Genomic DNA, 17989 nt, shown 5'->3' on the forward strand with positions numbered 1-17989 from the left:
AACTCGTATGCCGGCTATGAAGGCGAACTAATGCGTGGCGCCTTCGCCGGGGTACCGCATGGCCAACTCGAAGCGGCCCGCGCTTTCGGCATGAGCCGTTGGAAAATCTTCAAGCGCATATGGCTCCCGCAGGCGATCAGCCGGGCACTGCCGACGCTGGCGGGTGAAACTGTTCTCCAGCTGAAAGCAACACCGCTGGTGGCAACGATAACCATGGTCGACATCTACGCCGTAGCCTCGCGGGTGCGCCAGGATCTATTCATCACCTACGAACCCTTGCTGCTTCTGGCGTTGGTCTATATGTCCATCACCGGTATCCTGGTGTTCGGTTTCCGCAGGCTCGAGGCGCGGATCCCGAGCAAGCTAGGCTAAGGCTGTTAAAGTCGCGAATTCAGGGCAGCTGCCATGCAACTCAGTCTCGACCAGGCGACAGGGCTGTGCCGGATGGCCGCACTTGGCGCCGGCGCCAACGAAGAGGCGGCGCAGTCGCTGGCTGCCTCGATCGTGGCGGCCGAGGCTGAAGGACTGTCGACCGTCGGGCTGTCGCACTTCATCGATTATCTCGAAGCACTGGAAGCTGGCCGTATCGACGGCAACGCCGATCCGGTGATCACCAGGCCGGCACTCGCGGTCTATCTTTGCGATGCGCGCGGCGGCTTAGCGCATACCGGTTTCGACCGCACGATCGATGACCTCGCCAAGGCGGCGCGGCTGTTCGGCGTCGCCATCTTTTCGCAGAAGAATGCTTATACCTGCGGCGCGCTCGGCTATTTCACCGGACGGCTGGCCGCGCAGGGATTGGTGTCGTTCGCCGCCACCAACGGCCCGGCCGTGCTTGCCGGCTCAGGCTCGATCAAGCCGGTCTACTGCACCAACCCGATGTCCTTTGCTGCACCCACCATGGACGGGGCGCCGCTGGTCATCGACCAGTCGTCGAGCGCCACCGCCTTCGTCAACATCCGGAAAGCGGCCGAGGACGGCAAGAAGATACCCGAAGGCTGGGCACTGGACGCCAGCGGCAATCCGACCACGGACCCGGCAGCCGCCATGAAGGGCGCCATGCTTGCCTTCGGCGGCCAGCGCGGCGCCAACATCGCGCTGATGGTCGAGGTGCTGGCTGCGGGCCTGTCGGGCGCCAACTGGTCGCTCGATGCGCCATGGTTCGACGGCGGGCCGGACAGTCCGGGAACCGGCCTGTTCGTGCTTGCCGTCGAGCCCAAGCTGCTCGATCCGGATTTCGAAAAACGGATGAAGGACCAGCTCGACAGGTTGCGGCGGCGCTATGGCGTGCATGTGCCGGGGCGTGCTCGGGCCGAGGCCGCGGAGAAGGCGGCGGCGCGCGGCATAAGCGCGCCGAAAGCCGTGGTGCAACGCATTTCCGAATTCGCCGCGCGCTATTCGTCCTGAAGAAATTCGTTTGTCGGATGAGCGGCTGAGGAGGCCGGCCGATCCGGCAGCGCGAGCCTACTTCCCGCAATGATGATCGTTGATGACGTTCACCGCGTTCGCGTCCGGTCCTGCCCTGTTGTAGGAGCAGGGTTCGGCGGCCGTCGTGAACAGGTGGTTGTCATAGTAGCGCGGGCCACCGAACAGAATGTCGATGATATCGCCGTTGGCGGGAACGTAGCGTTCGGGTTGCGCTTGGTGGTGATGCCGGTTTGCCGCGAATGCCGGGGCACCAATGCTGCAGCCTGTTGCGAAAGCCAGAGCGAAGATCGCAACGCGTTTTGTCGTCATCGGCAATATCCTCCATTCGGAATCAAACCATACATCTAAAATCGCCGACCGAACAAAGGTTCCTGTTCCTAATGGAGTTGCCGTAAAGCCGGGCCTCGGCGGCGTTTCTGCCATTTCGAACGGATCCGGAAAATCATGCTTCAACAGTGCCGGGCGACCTATGGTCGCCCTTTGCCTTTGGCGCGAAACCGACTATGAAACGGCTTCAATCAAGCCATCTGGATAGCCCGCCGGAGCCAGCCATGACCGAAATCCTTCAGACCCCAAAGCTCGTCGTCGTTTTCGGCGGCTCCGGCTTTGTCGGTCGTCATGTCGTGCGGGCGCTGGCCAAGCGCGGCTACCGCATCCGGGTGGCCTGCCGCCGGCCCGATCTCGCCGGTCATTTGCAACCGCTTGGCAATGTCGGGCAGATCCAGCCGGTGCAGGCCAATGTCCGGGTGCGCTGGTCGGTCGACCGCGCCGTGCAAGGCGCCGACCATGTCGTCAATCTGGTGGCGATCGCGCATGAGGCCGGCCGGCAGAAATTTACTGCCGTCCACGAGTTCGGCGCGCGCGCTATTGCCGAAGCGGCGCGCGCCGTCGGCGCCGGCCTCACCCACATCTCGGCTCTGGGAGCGGACCTCCACGCGCAATCGGACTACGCGCGTACCAAGGCGCTCGGCGAAAAGGCCGTTCTTGAGACGGTCCAAGACGCCGTGATCTTGCGGCCATCGATCAATTTCGGGCCGGAGGACGGTTTCTTCAACCGCTTTGCCAACATGGCCCGCTTTTCCCCAGTGCTGCCGCTGATCGGCGGCGGGCAGACGAAATTCCAGCCGGTCTATGTCGGCGACGTCGCCGAGGCGGTGGCGCACTCGGTCGACGGCAAGGTCCAGGGCGGCTGGATCTATGAACTCGGCGGGCCGCAGGTGCTTACCTTTAAGGAATGCATGCAAGGGCTGCTCGTCATCATCGAACGCAAGCGGTTTTTGCTGCCCGTGCCATGGTGGCTGGCGAACCTCCAGGCATCAATTCTCGGGCTGCTGCCCAATCCGTTGTTGACCAAGGACCAGGTCCTGCTGTTGCGCCAGCACAATGTCGTGTCGGATGCCGCCGTCAAGGACAACAGGACGCTCGCTGGCCTCGGTATCCAGCCGCGTTCGATCGGAACCATCCTGCCAAGCTATCTCTGGCGCTACCGCGCCGCCGGCCAGTTCCAGCGCAAGTCCGCCGCATAACACGAACGGACGTCCGGTTGCCTACGGCGCGCGCCTGGTGACCTGCATCGGCAGCCCGCCTTGCGGCTGCGTCGTCAGCTTCTGCACCGGCCAGGGTCGGGTTTGCGCGGTGGTATCGAAACGATAGCGCGAAAGCATGATCGCCAATGCGATGATTGCTTCCTGCATGGCGAAGCTGGCGCCGATGCAGACGCGAGGCCCGGCGCCGAACGGCAAATACTGGAAACGGTCGATCTTTTCGCGATTCCCCGGATGGAAGCGTTCCGGCATGAAAGCGTCCGGCCGGTCCCACAATTTCCGATGGCGGTGGACGACCCACGGCATCACCAGCACCGCGGCACGCCGCGGTATGTAGAGGCCGTTCCAGGTTTCGGGCTCGATCGGTTCGCGATTGATCGACGGCGCCGGCGGATAGAGCCTGAGCGCCTCGTCGAAGGCGGCGCGTGTCAGCGGCATGGCGTCGAGCCATTTCGTCGGGTCGGGCTCACGCGCCAGCACGGCATCGATCTCGTGCTCGATCTTTTCGCGCTCCCACGGCGCTTCGGCAAGGCAGTAGAGCGTCCAGCCGAGCGCCCTGGCCGTAGTCTCGTGGCCGGCGCCGATGAAGGTGATGATGTTGTCCTCGACCTCGGCCCGGGTCAGCCCGCCCGGTCCCTCCGCTTTCAACAGCAGCGTGAGAAAATCCTGCGGCACCGTGTCCGGAGCACGCCTCAACCGCGCCTCGCGCATCTGCACCGTGTCGGTGACGATCTTGCGGAAGTAGGCCATGGTCTTGCGGCCGCGGATGCGGGTCAGGCGGGGCAGCCAATCGGGTGCCCGCAAAAGGTCGAGCGGATCGACCCGACCCATGGTCTCGAACAGGCGGTCGATCTCCTTGGCAAAGCTGCCCGGCTCGCCTGAAATCTCACCGGAAAACAGCGTCTCGGCCAGGATGTCAAAGGTAAGCAGCGTCATGTCGTGAGCGATGTCGAACGTACCGCCGCCCTCGTAGCGCGTGACGAACTCCCGCGTGCGCCTCAGCATCGGCTCGGCAAAACCGAAGATATGGCGCGGCGTGAACACCGGCGCCATCGCCTTGCGAGAACGCCTCCACACCTCGCCCTCGGCGGTCAGCAAGCCGTCGCGCAGGATCGGCCGCAGGATCAGCTGGCGAACCGTCGCCATCTTGTAGTTCTTGGCGTTATCGACGAGCACATGGCGGATGAGGCCGGGATCGTTGGCGATGACCAGCGGCCCACCGATACCGGTCACCGAAATCCAGGGCTCGTTATAGGTCGGCTCGCCCCACAGCTCGAGCGGATTGCGGTAGACGATGCGGATCATCTCCAGCGTCGAGGGCGGCGCTGTGCGCGGCTTCGGCGCCGGCGGGACGAAGGGGACGGGCTGACTGTCCATGGCTTGCTCCGCTGACACCTCAATGTAGTGGCGGGCAAGGCAGGCGTCCATGTGACTGGACGACAAGGCGAAGCATCCGCTCTCTGGAATGTGACCAGGGCACCGGAAAGTGCCTGCTTGCTGTGTCCGGCTGCGTGTCTTAGGTGGCAGCACCACAGATGCCACCGATCGGCAGGAGCCCCGCTTTGAAGCACCAGTTGAACGTCATCATCGGCAGCACGCGGCCGGGCCGCGCCGGACCGGTTTTCGCAAAGTGGCTGGAAAGCTTTGCGCGCGAACACGGCAAATTCGAGCCGTTGCTCACCGATATCGCCGCCTTCAATCTGCCGGTGCTGGACGAGCCGCATCATCCGAGACTCGGCAAATACGAAAACAGCCACACGAAAGCCTGGTCGAAAGCAATCGACGCCGCCGACGCATTCGTCTTCGTAGCGCCGGAATACAATTATTTCGCCGCTCCCGCGATCGTCAACGCGGTCGACTACCTGCTCAGGGAATGGCGATACAAGCCGGCCGCCATCCTCAGCTACGGCGGTGTCTCCGGCGGCTTGCGAGCGGCGCAGGCAGTCAAACCGTTGCTGACCGCGGTCGGCGTCATGCCGATCCCGGAGGGCGTGGCGCTGCCGATGTACCAGGAGCTGCTCGACGAGACCGGCGCCTTCCTGCCCAGCGAGCAGGTGCTCGGCGGGGCCAGGACCATGCTGGACGAGCTGTTCCGCTGGAGCGAAGCGCTGAAGCCGATGCGGGTCGGCTGACAACGCGAACGGCCGAGCTTGCCGATGCCATAACTTGCTCATGCCATAAAGAGATGGAATGCTCCGGCAAACGACCGGGCCGGGGCGGTTCGATTTGCGTCTTCTGTTTGCCTTGCTGCTGATCCTCTCGACGGCCTCCGCTGCCGTGGCGGAGCGGCGCGTTGCGCTAGTTATCGCCGAGAACGACTACCGGCTGATCCGGCCGCTCGCCAATCCCGTCAACGACGGCGAGGTGATGGAAACGGTGCTGAGCAAGCTCGGCTTCGAGGTCTTCCTCGAAACCAACCGCGACCTGCGGCGCATGCGCCGGGCGCTCGACGATTTCCGAGAGGATGCCAAAGGCGCCGACGTGGTACTGGTGTTCTTTTCCGGCCATGGCGTCGAGATCGCCGGCAAGAATCGGCTCCTGCCGGTCGATGCAGACGCGTCGTCGCTCGACGCACTGGAAAAGACCAGCCTGCCGCTGGAGGAGATCCGCACGACCGTCGCCGCCACCAGCAAGGTCGGACTGATCGTGCTCGATGCCTGCCGCAGCGATCCGTTTGCGGCTACAGGCGGCGAAGGCCGCGGCGCAACGGCGCTGGCAAAAGAGGTCCGCGTCAAAGTCCGGCCGGGTCTTGGCCGCGTCGGGCGGGCTGAAAACATTCTGTTTGCCTTCTCCGCGGCGCCCGGCGAGACGGCCGCGGATGGGACCGGCCAGAATTCGCCGTTCACCGCGGCGTTGACGAAATATCTCGGCACCGATGGACTCGAGATCCGCTCCGTGCTGACGCTCGTGCAGCAGGAGGTCTACGACCTCTCGCGCGGCAAGCAATTGCCCTATGTCGAGAGCGGCCTGCCGCAGCTGTTCTTTGCCACGACAGCCAAGGAGAAACTGCCCGAGCGCGAACGCTTGTTGCTCGCCATGGCCGAGGTGACGCCTCAGATGCGCGGCGAGGTGGAGAAGATCGCCAGCGACGCCGACATGCCGCTGGCACCGCTCTATGGCGCGTTGATCAGTTCCGATACCGGCCACCTCTCCGCTGACAGTCTGAACGCCAGGCTGCGTGAGGCAGCCGACGCCTTCGTCAAGGTGCGGAGCGAAATGCAGACGCTTGGATCCGACGATCTGCGGGTGGCAGCGTTGCGCCGGCAGGCCGAAGAGCAGCTTTCCCTGGGAGCGTTCGATGCGGCGCGTAAAAAGCTCGCCGAGGCAGCCGAGATCGATAATGCCTCTCGCAACGCTCTGAAGGCCAATTTCGTCAGCCGCACGCTCTCCGAGGCCGCAACGCGCTATCTGTCCGGCGGGGCGGCGCGCGCCGACCTCGACTACGCCACAGCCATCAGGGACTATGAGTCCGTACTCGCGCTTTATGGCGAAGCCGGACAGGTGGTGCTGTCGCTCGACGATGCCGACCGCTTGATCCGCACGCTGGACGAACTCGGCAAGCTCTATACCACGGTCGGCAATATCGATGCGGCCGGCCGCGCCTTCGAGGCGCTGCGAGCCGATCTCGAACGGCGGTTGCATCATGAAACCGATCCCAACGTGAAGCGCGACTTCGCCGTCAGCCACGTCAAGCTCGGCAATGTGCGGATGGCGCAAGGCAATCTGCCGACAGCGCTGCAGAATTATGAGACCGCCAAGACCATTCTGCAGGGTCTGACCGAGGCAGAACCGGACAATCTGGAGTGGTTCGGCGACCTCGCCATGGCCGACGATAAGATCGGCAACGTACTGGCGACGCAAGGCGATCTGGCCGGCGCCGCAGAGGTCTACCAGGAAAGCCTGTCGATCAAGAAACAGCTCGCCGCCGGAGAGCCCGACCGTGCCGAACTGCAGCGCGACCTGACCATCACCTACGATGAGATCGGTCACCTTGCCCATGTCGCAGGCCAACTGGACAACGCACAGGCGGCCTATGAAGAGAGCCTGAAGGTGCGGCTGGCGCTGGCGGCGGACAAACCGGGAGACGCCGACCGGCAGCGTGACGTCTCGGTCAGCCACGATACGATAGGCGACCTGCTGCGCGAACGCGGCGACGCCGCCGGGGCGCTGGCGGCTTACAGGGAAGGCCTCGCGATCGTCAAGCACCTGGCGAAACGCGATCCGGACGACACCGAGCTAAAACGAGACCTGTCGGTCGGCAACGCCAAGATCGGCAATGCGCTGAGCGACCAGCAGAATTGGCCGGCGGCACTTTCGGTTTATCGTGAGGCACTTTCGCAGGCCAGCGCGCTCGCCGTCGGCGACCCGAACAACACCGAATGGCAGCGCGACCTGTCCGTCTGCCTCGAGAAAGTCGCTGGCGTCCTGGCGATACAGGGCGACCACAAAGGCGCGCTGAAAGCCTATCTGGACAGCTACGCGATTGCGCAGCGGCTGGCCAAGCTCGATCCCGCCAATTCCGACTGGCAGCGGGACTTGTCGATAACGCTGTCCGAAGTCGCCACCCTGCGCCTAAAGCAGCGCGACGTCAGCGGAGCCCGGCAAGCCTTTCAGGACAGCCTGACCATCCGCGAGAAACTTGCCCGGTCCGATCCGGACAACGCCACCTGGCAGCGCGACCTGGTGGTCGCCTATATCGACTACGCGCAAGTCGCTAAGGATCCGAAAGCCGTGCTTTCCAAGGCGCTCGACATGACGCTCGAGCTCGACCGAAGCGGGCGGTTGGCGCCGCGATACAAATTCATGATCAAGTTCCTGCGTCAGCGGCTGGCCAGGATCGAAGCCAAGCGCCAGTAGCCGGCCGACGCGACCGTCATTCCGTCCGGAAATGCCTGCAAACCTTGGAAAAACCGCCTTTTGCGCCTATATCTACGACATTAGAAATGCGCGATTCGAAGCCGATTTTTCGCGCTCTGCACACGGCATCAATCAGACAGGTTTTCATGAGCGAACAGACCGACATCGCCAACGGCGTTGAAGCCGAGTACGGCGCCGATTCCATCAAGGTTTTGAAGGGCTTGGATGCCGTTCGCAAGCGGCCGGGCATGTATATCGGCGATACCGACGATGGCTCGGGCCTACACCACATGGTCTATGAAGTCGTCGACAACGCCATCGACGAAGCCCTGGCCGGCCATGCCGACCTGGTGACGGTGACGCTCAATCCGGACGGATCGGTGACGGTCATCGACAATGGCCGCGGCATTCCGACCGATATCCACACCGGCGAAGGCATTTCGGCGGCCGAAGTGATCATGACGCAGCTGCATGCAGGCGGCAAGTTCGACCAGAACTCCTACAAGGTGTCGGGCGGCCTGCACGGCGTCGGCGTGTCGGTCGTCAACGCGCTGTCGGCCTGGCTGAAACTGAAGATCCGCCGCAACGGCCAGATCTACGAGATGAGCTTCACGCATGGCAATGCCGACGCGCCGCTGCGCGTCACCGGCAGTTATGAACAAGACAAGGTCCCCGGCACCTATGAAGGCCGCAGCGGCAGCGAAATCACGTTTTTGCCGTCGTCCGAAACCTTCACCATGGTCGAATTCGACTACGGTACGCTGGAGCATCGGCTGCGCGAACTCGCCTTCCTGAACTCCGGCGTGCGCATCGTTTTGACCGATGCCCGCCATGCCGACATCGTGCGCCATGAATTGCACTACGATGGCGGCCTCGAAGAGTTCGTCCGATATCTCGACCGGACGAAAAAGCCGTTGCTCGACAAGCCGATATCGATCCGCGCCGAGCGCGACGGCATCACGGTCGAAGTCGCCATGTGGTGGAACGACAGCTACCACGAGAACATGCTGGCCTTCACCAATAACATCCCGCAACGCGACGGCGGCACGCATCTGGCAGGCTTTCGCGGTGCGCTGACACGCCAGATAACCGGCTATGGCGACTCTTCGGGCCTGACCAAGAAGGAAAAGGTGGCGCTGATCGGCGACGATTGCCGTGAAGGGCTGACGGCGGTGCTGTCGGTCAAGGTTCCCGACCCGAAATTCTCCTCGCAGACCAAGGACAAGCTGGTGTCGTCCGAGGTCCGTCCGGTGGTCGAAGGGCTGGTCAACGAAGCGCTCGGCACCTGGCTCGAAGAGCACCCGACCGAGGGCAAGGCGGTCATCGAGAAGGTCATCCAGGCCGCCGCCGCGCGTGAAGCCGCGCGCAAGGCACGCGACATTACCCGCAAGAGTTCGCTCGGCGTCACCTCGCTGCCCGGCAAGCTGGCCGATTGCCAGGAGCGCGATCCGGCAAAATCGGAGATCTTCATCGTCGAGGGCGACAGCGCCGGCGGCTCGGCCAAGGGCGGCCGTTCGCGCCAGAACCAGGCCATTCTTCCGCTGCGCGGCAAGATCCTCAATGTCGAGCGCGCCCGCTTCGACCGTATGCTCGGCTCCGACATGATCGGCACGCTGATCACTGCGCTCGGCACCTCGATCGGCAAGGACGAGTTCAATGCCGACAAGCTGCGATACCACAAGATCATCCTGATGACCGACGCCGATGTCGACGGCGCCCACATCCGCACCTTGCTGCTGACCTTCTTCTTTCGCCAGATGCCGGAACTGATCGAACGCGGTCATCTCTACATCGCGCAGCCGCCGCTCTATAAGGTGACGCGCGGGAAGAGCTCGCAATACATCAAGGACGAAGCCGCCTTCGAGGAATTCCTGATCGGCTCCGGGCTGGAAGAAGCGTCGCTTGCGCTCAGCACGGGCGAGGTGCGGGCCGGGCAGGACCTGCGCAGTGCCATCGACGACGCCTTGGCTGTCCGCCAGCTCATCAACGGATTGCACACCCGCTATAACAGAGGCGTGGTCGAGCAGGCAGCGATTGCCGGCGCGCTCAACCCGGAGATCTTCACCGACCTCGGCCGCGCCAATGAGACGGCCGAGCGTGTTGCCCGCCGTCTCGACATTATCGCCGAGGACACCGAGCGCGGCTGGATCGGCCGCATGTCGACCTCGAACGAGGGCATTGGCGGCTATGTCTTCGAGCGAACGGTGCGCAGCGTCAAGGAGTTCGCACATCTCGACCTGGCGCTGATCAATTCCGCCGACGCACGCCAGCTCGACCGCTATGCGCCGCGTCTGGCGGAAATCTATGGCGAGCCGCCGGTGCTGCGCCGCAAGGATGTCTCGGAAACCATTTCGGGGCCGCTGGCACTGCTCAATGCCGTGTTTGCCACCGGCCGCAAGGGCCTCACCATGCAGCGCTACAAGGGCCTTGGCGAAATGAACGCCGAGCAGCTCTGGGAAACGACGCTTGACCCGAATGTGCGCTCGCTCTTGCAGGTCAAGGTCAATGACGCAACGGATGCGGACAGCTTGTTTTCGCGGCTGATGGGCGACGAGGTCGAGCCCAGGCGCGAATTCATCCAGGAAAACGCGCTGTCGGTCGCCAATCTGGACATCTGAGCCACGATCTCAGATACCCAGCCAGCAGGCATGAAGTGCATTGGTGCGCCTTGGCGCACCGATGCCGACTGTTGCAAGCAACAGAGATCAGCAGGACCGCCGGAACGGAAAGGCTTTCAAGGCATTGTAGTTGATCACAATCGCCGCAGGAGGCATCCATGGGACGTGGCATTTTGCTCTGGCTTCTCGGAGTCCCGATTCCGATCATTATTCTGATCATGCTGTTTGCAAGGTAGGGGGCTTCGATGCCGTCCACCCTAACGACTGCCGACGTTTCCGCACCGACGGAATCCGCTTCCCCCGCTGTCAGCTGGGGGCCAATCGTCGCCGGCGCCTTTGCTGCGTCGACGCTTACCTTCATCTTGATGCTGCTCGGCTCCGGGCTTGGGCTGAGCATGGTGTCGCCATGGTCCGGCTCGGGTGCGTCAGTCACCACTTTCGCAGTTTCCACTGCCGTCTGGCTGATCGTCGTGCAGTGGTTGTCGTCGGCGCTGGGCGGCTACCTCGCCGGACGCCTGCGCACCAAATGGGTCGGCATCCACACCGATGAAGTCTTCTTCCGCGATACCGCTCACGGTTTCCTGGCCTGGGCGCTGGCGACGTTGCTCGTCGCCGGCGTGCTCGGCACGGCGCTTTCGGCCGCAATAGGCAGCGGTGTCCAGGCTGCTTCGACTGTGGCATCGGGCGCGGCAATGGGCGCTTCGGCAGGTGCTGCCGCAAACGCTGGTGGCGCCTCGACTAACGACGCCACGTCGTATTTCGTCGATACGCTGTTTCGCCCGGCCGATCCGGCAAGGCTCGCTGCCGCCAATCCGGAGAGCGACGCCGCGGCATCGGCGCAGGCATCGCGCATTCTGATCGCGAGTGCCGCAGCAGGCGAAATATCGGCCGACGACAAGACCTATCTGTCGCGGCTGGTGGCCGCCCGCACAGGCCTGTCCGAAGCGGATGCCACCGCTCGCGTCGATGCAGTAATCGCCAGAGCGCAGGAGGCCAAGGTCAAGGCGCAGCAGGCGGCCGACACCGCCAGAAAGGCAGGCGCCACCTTCTCGCTGATTGGCGCGCTGTCGCTGGTCATCGGCGCCTTCATTGCCAGTGCGGCCGCAGCACTTGGCGGCAGGCAGCGCGACGACGAGGAAGCAATTTTCCTGACCAATCGTTGATCGGTGACTAGGCGAACTCGGTCCGCTTCGGGAAGATTACGCCCGAAGCGGACCCTTGCCTTGAAGTGCCGCCGCGGCATTGTTGTGCTCACCGCCTACAGCTCAGCTTCCAGTTTGCGGCCGAGATCGACCGCATCGCGCAGCACGGCAAGGTGCGAGCGCGGCCGTGCGCCGACCGGCGCATTGACTTCGACGCCGCTCGCCGTCAGCGACCAATAGAGCCTGTGCGTGAAGACGCGGCCAAGCGAGCCGCGCAGCTCGACCTGGATGTTTTCCACGCCGGGACCGAAGTTTTCCGTCATCCGCCCTGAGATCGGGTCGCCGGTCAGCCAGCCATTGCCCCTGTCAAAAATATTGGTCCAGCGCGTTGCGGCAAACACCGCGCCATGATGCACCGCCCGCTGCGGCTTGCCGGAATGGCTGCGCCCTTCCTGGTAGAGCATGGTCCCGCCCGCCGCCCTGTCGGCGATCGGCGGGCATGCCGAAAACAGGCGCTCGGCGATGCCGCGCCTGAATTCGGCGAGGTTGTAGGTCACCAGGAACTCGCTGTGGGTCAGCGGACTGCCGAGCGTGACGAAATCGCTGATCTTCCACGGCAGCGGATGATCGGCGTCGCCGACGCGAAGCTGCCGGTAGAGCTCCCATTGGTGGCGCCGGAATGCGGGGAGATCATTGAGGCTGTCGGGCCAGGCGGAGGCATCGGCGGCCAGCGTCGCCTTGTCGACGGCGTGGATCGCCTTCAGCCGCGCTTTGTCGCGAATGGCTTCCAGCTTTCTAGGCCTGAAATCAGCCCACAAGATCTGCAACAGATCATAGGCGATGATCGACCCGAGGCTGTGCGAGACCAGCACGATGCGATCATAGGCATCGTCCATCATGAGACGCTTCAGCAGCTTGAGGCCACGCTCGCGGACCAGCGCCCGTTTCTCGACCGTTGCCGCTTCGGCCCGCACATAGGCGGCGACGTCGCCGAAATAAGGCAAGCCAAACTGGTCCACCGACCAGATGACGAACGACGCCAGAACCGTGACAAGCACACCGGTCGTCCAGGAGATGTAGCCTTGCCAGGTCGACGTTGCGAGCGCCAGCGCCGCGCCGAGGACGACGATGGTGGCCAAAAGCGTGACGACGTAGAGTTTGCGCACATCGCGCGGAATATCGACGGGCTTGCGCCAGAGCAGGGTCGTCACCCAGGCAGCAAGGCGGCTTCGGGTCGTGCCCTGGGTGATGTCGGCCCAGTAAAGCTCGTAGAAATCGGTGCGGCGGCCATCGACATCATAGGGCGTGGTGATCCGGCGGAGTTCGTGCGAATTGGTCCGGCTGTCGGGCGTGATCCAGCTCTGGTTGATCTTCGCACCCATCGGGTCGGCCGGATCGGCGACATGGGCATAGAACGGTGCACGGGCCGGATCGTGGCTCCATACGGCCTGGACAAACTCCCTCAACGTGTCCATGGGCCGCTGCTCGCCCATGCCGTGCACGACCACTACCGCCTGGCTGCGCTTGCGTGGCACCTTCTCTGCTGCGGTCAGATCGGCGGCCGGCGATGCAGCAGAACCAGGGTCGGGCACCAGCACCTCCACGATGACGCCGTTTGCAAGACGACGGGTCGGCATCGTAGCTTCAGAACCGGTAACAGCCAAGAAAAAGCCCGGCGCGGAGCCGAGCTGTATTCGACGATCGGCAGTGAATTGGCAACGAGGCCTTTTCAGTGATCCATGGCCTTGACGATCTCCTCGGTCATCTTCTTGGCGTCGCCGAGCAGCATCATGGTGCCGTCCTTGTAGAACAGCGTGTTGTCGATGCCGGCATAGCCGGAGCCAAGCGAGCGCTTGACGAACAGGCAAGTGCGCGCCTTGTCGACGTCGAGGATCGGCATGCCGTAGATCGGTGAGGACTTGTCGTCACGAGCCGAGGGATTGGTGACGTCGTTGGCGCCGATGACATAGGCGACGTCGGCCTGCGCGAACTCAGAGTTGATGTCCTCCAACTCGAACACTTCGTCATAAGGCACGTTGGCTTCGGCCAAGAGCACGTTCATGTGGCCGGGCATGCGGCCGGCGACGGGGTGGATGGCGTATTTGACGTCGACGCCGTTGGCCTTGAGCTTGTCGGCCATCTCGCGCAGCGCGTGCTGCGCCTGGGCGACGGCCATGCCGTAGCCCGGCACGATGATGACCTTTTGCGCATTCATCATCAGATAGGCGGCATCCTCGGCCGAGCCCTGCTTGACCGTGCGCTCGATGCCGTCGTTGGCAATGGCTGATGTCTCGCCGCCGAAGCCACCGAGGATGACCGAGATGAAGCTCCGGTTCATGCCTTTGCACATGATGTAGGACAGGATGGCGCCCGATGAACCGACCAGAGCGCCGGTGATGATCAGCGCCAGATTGCCGAGCGTGAAACCGAGTGCGGCGGCGGCCCAGCCGGAATAGGAATTCAGCATCGACACCACCACCGGCATATCGGCGCCGCCGATCGGGATGATGAGAAGGACGCCCAGCACCAGCGAGCCGGCAACGATCAGCCAGAACACCAGCTTGGACTCGGTGGTGACGAGCAGCACGATCAGCACGATCAGCGCAATGCCCAGGGCCGCGTTGATGAAGTGGCGGCCACCGATCATGATCGGCTTGCCCGACATGCGGCCGTCGAGCTTCAAGAAAGCGATGACCGAGCCGGTGAAAGTGATGGCGCCGATGGCAACGCCGAGGCTCATCTCGATCAGCGCCTGGGCATGAATATCGGCGACGGTGCCGATGCCGAAGCTTTCCGGTGCATAGATGGCGGCGGCCGCCACCATGACCGCAGCAAGACCGACCAGCGAGTGAAAGGCGGCGACCAGCTGCGGCATCGAGGTCATGGCGATGCGCCGTGCCGTGACCGCACCGACCGAGCCGCCGATCAGCAGCCCGAGCACGATCAGCGCGAAGCGGCCGGCGGAAGGGGTGGCCAGAGCCAGCGTCGTGGCGATGGCAATGCCCATACCGATCATGCCGTACATGTTGCCCTGGCGGCTGGTGGTCGGATGCGACAGGCCGCGCAATGCCAGGATGAACAGGATGCCGGAGACCAGATAGAGGAAGGAAGCGAAGTTGGCGTTCATAGCGGCCTACTTTTCCTTCTTCTTGTACATAGCCAGCATGCGCTGGGTGACGAGGAAGCCGCCGAAGATGTTGACCGATACCAGCATCAGCGCAACGAAGCCGAAGCCGGTGGCGATGCCCGAGGCCGAGATGCCGACGGCCAGCAACGCGCCGACTACGATGACGGAGGAAATGGCGTTGGTGACGGCCATCAATGGCGTGTGCAGCGCCGGCGTCACCGACCAGACGACGTAGTAGCCGACGAAGATCGCCAGCACGAAGATGGCGAAGCGGAAGACGAAGGGATCGATGGCACCGCCGGACAGCGCGTGAGCGGCGTCACCCGCCGCTTCGGTGCCGGGCGCGGCGGCTAGGTTCTGAACCGCGAGCCGCACGGCAGCTGTCGCCTGGTCGAGCTGGTCGAGGGCTTTCTGCAGAGTCTGATCCATCACGCGATCCCTCCGGTGGTCTTGGGCTTCCTCGAAGCGGCTGGTCTCTTCGCAGCCGGCTTCGCCGAAGCCTCGGCAACCATCGTCCTCGCCGGAATGGCCGGTGGTTCGACATGTTGGCCCTTTGGTGGCTCCTGTTCAGCCCTGACGAACGCGGGATGCACGACCTTGCCGGCATCGGTCAGCATGGTTGCCTTGACCAGCTCGTCGTCGCGGTTGATGGCAAGCGTCTTCGTCGCCTTATCGACCAGCGTCTCAAGGAAGGCATAGAGGTTCCTGGCATAGAGAAGCGAGGCCGAGGCGGCGACGCGACCGGGAACGTTGAGATGGCCGACGATCTTTACCCCGTTGGCGGTGGTCACCACCTTCCCGGGCACGGCGCCCTCGACATTGCCGCCGCGCTCGACCGCGAGGTCGACGATCACGGAGCCGGGTTTCATCGACGCGACCATCGCCGCCGAAACCAGCTTCGGCGCTGGCCGGCCGGGGATCAGCGCCGTGGTGATGACGATGTCCTGCTTGGCGATGTGCTCGGCGGTCAGCGCCGCCTGCTTGGCCTGGTACTCCTTCGACATTTCCTTGGCGTAGCCGCCAGCCGTCTCGGCCGCCTTGAACTCCTCGTCCTCGACGGCCAGGAATTTTGCGCCGAGCGAGGCGACCTGCTCCTTGGCGGCCGGGCGCACGTCGGTGGCGGTGACCACGGCGCCGAGGCGGCGCGCGGTGGCGATGGCCTGCAGACCGGCGACGCCGACGCCCATGACGAACGCCTTCGCAGCCGGCACCGTGCCAGCCGCCGTCATCATCATCGGCAACGCCCGGTCATATTCGGCAGCCGCATCGATCACCGCCTGGTAGCCGGCGAGGTTGGCCTGGCTGGATAGAACGTCCATCGATTGCGCCCGGGTGATGCGCGGCATGAACTCCATGGAGAAGGCAGTAACACCGGCCCTGGCAAGGGCTGCGACGGCAGCATCGTTGCCATAGGGATCCATGATGGCGATGACGGCGGCGCCGGACTTGTAGCCCTTCAGCTCGACGTCCATGGGGCGGCGCACCTTTAGCACCACGTCGGCCTTGGCAGCATCGCCGGCTTTGCCGATCGCGGCGCCCGCCTTGGCAAACTCCTCGTCGGGAATGCGCGACGCCGTGCCGGCGCCGGTTTCCACGGTTACGTCGAAACCCAGCGCTGCCAGCCGCTTCACCGTATCGGGCGAGGCCGCGACGCGAGGCTCGTTTGCGTCGAGCTCACGAGGGATGAAAACCGTCTGTCCCACCGCACGATCCTTTCGGCCGGAACCCTGTTACCGCAAGACACCGACCGTCCGCGGCGGCGCCTTCGACAAAGGTTGGAGGAGTTATCGGAGAATAAAGGCGCCGATGGCCAGGATCAGCACGAACAGGATAGTCGCCGAGAAGAAGCCGCCCACAAAGAAGCCGAACGCCATGGCAAGAAGCACGGCGGCGCAAAATAGCGACCCATATTTGGCCAGCATCACAAAGCCGGCATAGGTGCGGTCGTGCTCGGCATAGTCCATCTTCGCGCCCAGTTCGACAGGACCGGTCGGCGTATGTTCAGCCATTGGAATACCCCTTCGAAGACATCTTTCAGGCACATAGCGAAAAGCCGCGTTAAGGGCAATGGCGCTATTGCCGCATCGCCGCAGCCAACAATCTCAAGCAAAACTTGAAATCGCTGCGCGGAGCGCGGCGATACCAATCCTAATGGATGGCAGGTCCGCTATTGCCGATGTCGTTAGCCGGCGAGATGCGGGAACAGACCGAGCAGGCCGACAACGATCAGATAAAGGGCGACGATATAATTGAGTAGCCGCGGGATCACCAGGATCAGCACGCCTGCAATCAGCGAGATAAGCGGGGTAAGGGCGAGCGTGGAAATGGTCATATCGGTTCCTTTGATCGGATCGCTATCGAAGCGGTGCGTGATGGATGTCGGCCATGCCGACCTACCAACACCCTTGCCCAGAACGCCGAAGCGATCGGAAGGCTCCATGGGCTCGTTCAGGCGGCTTCGCGAAAATACTTGGCGGTGGGCAGGATGGTCAGCGGCGCGAGTTCGCCGGCGCCGGGCTTATCGAACAACATGCGCTGCTCCATCGGCGTCGAACGGAAGAACGGAAAGCGAGCGTAGGTTTCATTCTTGATCGCCAGGACATCGGCCTGATAAAGCAGCGCAAAACAGTTGATCACGCCGGCATAGGGCCGCGCATCACCGATCGGTCGCGCCCGATAGATGCGCTTGTAGAAAGCCGCATGGTCCTCACGGATCATGGATATGCAATAAGGCGCGCCGAAATGGAAGCACGCCATGCCGGCAAGGCGCAGCGTCACATACGGGATCTGAGGGTAAAGCCGTGACCATTCGGCGTCCACGGCAAAACGGCTCGGGTCGATAAAGACTTCGCCGGCCGCCAGACGCGGCATCAACAAGTCCTTGTATACGCTGAGCGCTGGTGATGTGGCGTTATCAGCAGACACGTCATGCAGGCGCATCGTGCTGACCAGCCGCCCCTCGATGTAGATTCCAAACGTATGGCAATTGGGCAGTTCGTCAAACTCGTCATGGACCTGACGGGACGCATTCTCGGGCACCAGATCGTTCATCCGATAGGAATTGTAGCGCAGCCTGTAAATGCTTTCGAAGTCCTCGCCGCTTTCACAGCGTCGGTACTCCGTCCGGTCAAGCAGCGCATAGACATGTTGCGCGAAGCTGGACATGGTCTCGGACGCATCTTTCCCACCAGCGCCCGCCGCATGGCCGAGCGAACTCAACTGGGCACACATGAACTCTATTCCCCGCGATTGCCGCCACCAGCCGACACTACG

General features: G+C 63.4%; 16 protein-coding genes. 7 read left to right on the forward strand and 9 right to left on the reverse strand.

From position 1 onward, the window contains the following. Together NKH80_RS26685 and NKH80_RS26690 are read left to right on the forward strand one after the other, a co-directional pair. The coding region (locus NKH80_RS26685; protein ID WP_352994636.1) for an ABC transporter permease subunit at nucleotides 1-372 on the forward strand (372 nt) is incomplete at its 5' end. Between the two features lie 33 nt (nucleotides 373-405). Then, a complete protein-coding gene (locus tag NKH80_RS26690; protein WP_352994639.1) occupies nucleotides 406-1407 on the forward strand; it encodes an Ldh family oxidoreductase in 1002 nt (333 codons plus the stop codon). A gap of 57 nt (nucleotides 1408-1464) precedes the next feature. Here NKH80_RS26690 and NKH80_RS26695 read toward each other — a convergent pair whose 3' ends face one another. Further along, on the reverse strand, nucleotides 1465-1881 hold the full coding sequence (locus tag NKH80_RS26695; protein WP_352994642.1) for a hypothetical protein: 417 nt from the start codon (nucleotides 1879-1881) through the stop codon (nucleotides 1465-1467). Nucleotides 1882-1979: 98 nt separating this feature from the next. Here NKH80_RS26695 and NKH80_RS26700 point away from each other — a divergent pair, with 98 nt between their 5' ends. Then, on the forward strand, nucleotides 1980-2954 hold the full coding sequence (locus NKH80_RS26700; protein ID WP_352994645.1) for a complex I NDUFA9 subunit family protein: 975 nt from the start codon (nucleotides 1980-1982) through the stop codon (nucleotides 2952-2954). Between the two features lie 21 nt (nucleotides 2955-2975). On the opposite strand, the gene NKH80_RS26705 is transcribed toward NKH80_RS26700, so the two are convergent. Further along, complete coding sequence (locus tag NKH80_RS26705) at nucleotides 2976-4349, reverse strand: cytochrome P450 (RefSeq protein ID WP_352994648.1); 1374 nt, start codon at nucleotides 4347-4349, stop codon at nucleotides 2976-2978. 185 nt (nucleotides 4350-4534) lie between these two features. Between NKH80_RS26705 and NKH80_RS26710 the strand changes: the two genes are divergently transcribed. The 4 genes from NKH80_RS26710 (at nucleotide 4535) to NKH80_RS26725 (ending at nucleotide 11610) form a co-directional block, all read left to right on the forward strand. Continuing rightward, nucleotides 4535-5104 carry an NADPH-dependent FMN reductase gene (locus NKH80_RS26710; protein WP_352994651.1) on the forward strand — a complete coding sequence of 190 codons (570 nt, stop codon included), beginning with the start codon at nucleotides 4535-4537 and terminating at the stop codon, nucleotides 5102-5104. 58 nt (nucleotides 5105-5162) lie between these two features. Continuing rightward, entirely contained in the window at nucleotides 5163-7829 is a 2667-nt protein-coding gene (locus tag NKH80_RS26715; RefSeq protein WP_352994656.1) for a caspase family protein, read from the forward strand. Nucleotides 7830-7975: 146 nt separating this feature from the next. After that, nucleotides 7976-10447 (forward strand): DNA topoisomerase (ATP-hydrolyzing) subunit B, encoded by a 2472-nt coding sequence (gene gyrB, locus NKH80_RS26720; RefSeq protein WP_352994658.1) that lies wholly within the window; start codon nucleotides 7976-7978, stop codon nucleotides 10445-10447. Between the two features lie 245 nt (nucleotides 10448-10692). Continuing rightward, on the forward strand, nucleotides 10693-11610 hold the full coding sequence (locus tag NKH80_RS26725) for a hypothetical protein (protein ID WP_352480094.1): 918 nt from the start codon (nucleotides 10693-10695) through the stop codon (nucleotides 11608-11610). Between the two features lie 95 nt (nucleotides 11611-11705). On the opposite strand, the gene NKH80_RS26730 is transcribed toward NKH80_RS26725, so the two are convergent. From NKH80_RS26730 to NKH80_RS26760, 7 genes are all read right to left on the reverse strand, one after another. After that, the gene (locus NKH80_RS26730) at nucleotides 11706-13226 is read right to left on the reverse strand and encodes a hypothetical protein (RefSeq protein WP_352994661.1); all 1521 of its coding nucleotides are present in this window, start codon (nucleotides 13224-13226) and stop codon (nucleotides 11706-11708) included. 92 nt (nucleotides 13227-13318) lie between these two features. Next, nucleotides 13319-14716: an NAD(P)(+) transhydrogenase (Re/Si-specific) subunit beta gene (locus NKH80_RS26735; RefSeq protein WP_352480092.1), complete on the reverse strand. Its 1398-nt coding sequence runs from the start codon at nucleotides 14714-14716 to the stop codon at nucleotides 13319-13321. 6 nt (nucleotides 14717-14722) lie between these two features. Then, nucleotides 14723-15145, reverse strand: coding sequence for an NAD(P) transhydrogenase subunit alpha part 2 (locus NKH80_RS26740; protein WP_302893582.1), 423 nt, complete (start codon nucleotides 15143-15145; stop codon nucleotides 14723-14725). Beyond that, the gene (locus NKH80_RS26745; RefSeq protein WP_352686627.1) at nucleotides 15145-16419 is read right to left on the reverse strand and encodes a Re/Si-specific NAD(P)(+) transhydrogenase subunit alpha; all 1275 of its coding nucleotides are present in this window, start codon (nucleotides 16417-16419) and stop codon (nucleotides 15145-15147) included. Before NKH80_RS26745 ends, NKH80_RS26740 begins: the two co-directional genes overlap by 1 nt. Nucleotides 16420-16500: 81 nt before the next feature. After that, nucleotides 16501-16725, reverse strand: coding sequence for an aa3-type cytochrome c oxidase subunit IV (locus NKH80_RS26750; RefSeq protein ID WP_254816044.1), 225 nt, complete (start codon nucleotides 16723-16725; stop codon nucleotides 16501-16503). Nucleotides 16726-16898: 173 nt separating this feature from the next. Beyond that, on the reverse strand, nucleotides 16899-17048 hold the full coding sequence (locus NKH80_RS26755) for a DUF3096 domain-containing protein (RefSeq protein ID WP_352480107.1): 150 nt from the start codon (nucleotides 17046-17048) through the stop codon (nucleotides 16899-16901). 116 nt (nucleotides 17049-17164) lie between these two features. Then, nucleotides 17165-17947, reverse strand: coding sequence for an N-acyl amino acid synthase FeeM domain-containing protein (locus NKH80_RS26760; protein ID WP_352480090.1), 783 nt, complete (start codon nucleotides 17945-17947; stop codon nucleotides 17165-17167). Nucleotides 17948-17989: the final 42 nt, after the last annotated feature.

It is taken from the genome of Mesorhizobium sp. M0904 (assembly GCF_040319475.1).
In the GTDB taxonomy this organism is placed as follows: domain Bacteria; phylum Pseudomonadota; class Alphaproteobacteria; order Rhizobiales; family Rhizobiaceae; genus Mesorhizobium.